This is a genomic window from Kitasatospora sp. NPDC054768 (assembly GCF_053612025.1).
The window spans coordinates 1-1,437 of sequence record NZ_JBSHBN010000348.1 but is presented as its reverse complement, the minus strand read 5'-3'; the positions used below and the strand labels follow the sequence as shown (position 1 = coordinate 1,437).

Below are 1,437 nucleotides of genomic sequence, written 5' to 3'. Positions count from 1 at the left end.
GACCTCGGAGGTCCGGGGCCGCCCCGGGAGAACGGCGCGCAGCCCGCGCCGCAGGGCGCCGGCGCGGGCTCAGACGTTGACGCCGAAGTCCTGCGCGATGCCGCGCAGACCGGAGGCGTAGCCCTGGCCGATGGCGCGGAACTTCCACTCCACGCCGTTGCGGTACAGCTCGCCGAAGACCATCGCGGTCTCGGTGGAGGCGTCCTCGGAGAGGTCGTAGCGGGCCAGCTCCGTGTTGTCGGCCTGGTTCACCACACGGATGAACGCGTTGCGCACCTGGCCGAAGTTCTGGCCGCGGGTCTCGGCGTCGTAGATCGACACCGGGAAGACGATCTTCTCGACGTCCACCGGCACGCCGGCCAGGTTGACCTTGATCGCCTCGTCGTCGCCCTCGCCCTCGCCGGTCAGGTTGTCGCCGGTGTGCTCGACCGAGCCGTCCGGGCTCTTCAGGTTGTTGAAGAACACGAAGTTCCCGTCCGAGGTGACCTTGCCCTGGGCGTTGCACAGCAGGGCGCTGGCGTCCAGGTCGAAGTCCGCGCCGGTGGTGGTCCGGACGTCCCAGCCCAGGCCGACGACCACGGCGGTGAGGCCCGGTGCCTCCTTGGTGAGCGAGACGTTGCCGCCCTTGCTGAGGCTGACTCCCACTAGTCCTCCAAGAATCGGGAGGCACGTCCAGTGGTGCCCCCGGTGGTGCGGTCCGGGGCGGCGGGAGGCCCATCGGCTCCCGCGTCCCACCCCGCCAACGGCCCGAGCGTAGTACGGGGTTCCCGTCCGCACCCCTGATCAGGCCGGACACGGCCCCGGGGCACTCGGCCGGCGGGTGCCGCGGGGCGCCCGCGACCCGGCCGAGGCGCGTGCGGGGCCCGGGCGGGGGTCTCAGAGCGCCGCGAGGACCTTCAGGTACTCCTGCTCGTCCCGGGCGTCCGGGAGGCCGTTGACGACGCTCCAGCGCACCGTGCCCGTGGTGTCGATCACGAAGGTGCCGCGCAGCGGGCAGCCCCGCTCCTCGTCGAGGACGCCGTAGGCCCGGGTGACCTCGCCGTGCGGCCAGAAGTCGGCCAGCAGCGGGAACTCCAGGCCCTCCCGGTCGGCGAGGACCCGCTGGGAGAACTGCGAGTCGCAGGAGAGGCCGAGCACCTGCACGGTGTCGTTCTGCAGGCCCGCCAGCTCCCGCTGGATCGCGCCCAGCTCGCCCGTGCACACGCCGGTGAAGGCGAACGGGTAGAAGACCAGGACGACGTTCCGCCGGCCGCGGAAGTCGGAGAGCCGGACGGCCTCGCCGTGCTGGTTGTTGAGCTCGAAGTCCGGAGCCGGGGTGCCGACCTCGATGGCCATGAGCGGGACCTTTCTGACGCGACCGCGCCGCGCGGCGGGCGCGGCGGGCCACATCCTCGCATTCGTTTACGGCCGTTGCGCCGAACGGATGAGGCGGGTGGC

General features: G+C 72.2%; 2 protein-coding genes. Both read right to left on the bottom strand.

Translation table 11 applies throughout. The features are described 5' to 3' along the window. Positions 1 to 69 precede the first annotated feature (69 nt). Positions 70 to 645 (bottom strand): TerD family protein, encoded by a 576-nt coding sequence (locus tag ACWGKU_RS41050; RefSeq protein ID WP_359915653.1) that lies wholly within the window; start codon positions 643 to 645, stop codon positions 70 to 72. 231 nt (positions 646 to 876) lie between these two features. Continuing rightward, the gene (locus ACWGKU_RS41045; protein WP_401044728.1) at positions 877 to 1,335 is read right to left on the bottom strand and encodes a peroxiredoxin; all 459 of its coding nucleotides are present in this window, start codon (positions 1,333 to 1,335) and stop codon (positions 877 to 879) included. Between the last annotated feature and the right edge of the window lie 102 nt (positions 1,336 to 1,437).

What these genes read in the sequence shown, in the direction of transcription:
- ACWGKU_RS41045 (WP_401044728.1), bottom strand. Translation starts at nt 1,335, where the DNA reads ATGGCCATCGAGGTCGGCACCCCGGCTCCGGACTTCGAGCTCAACAAC.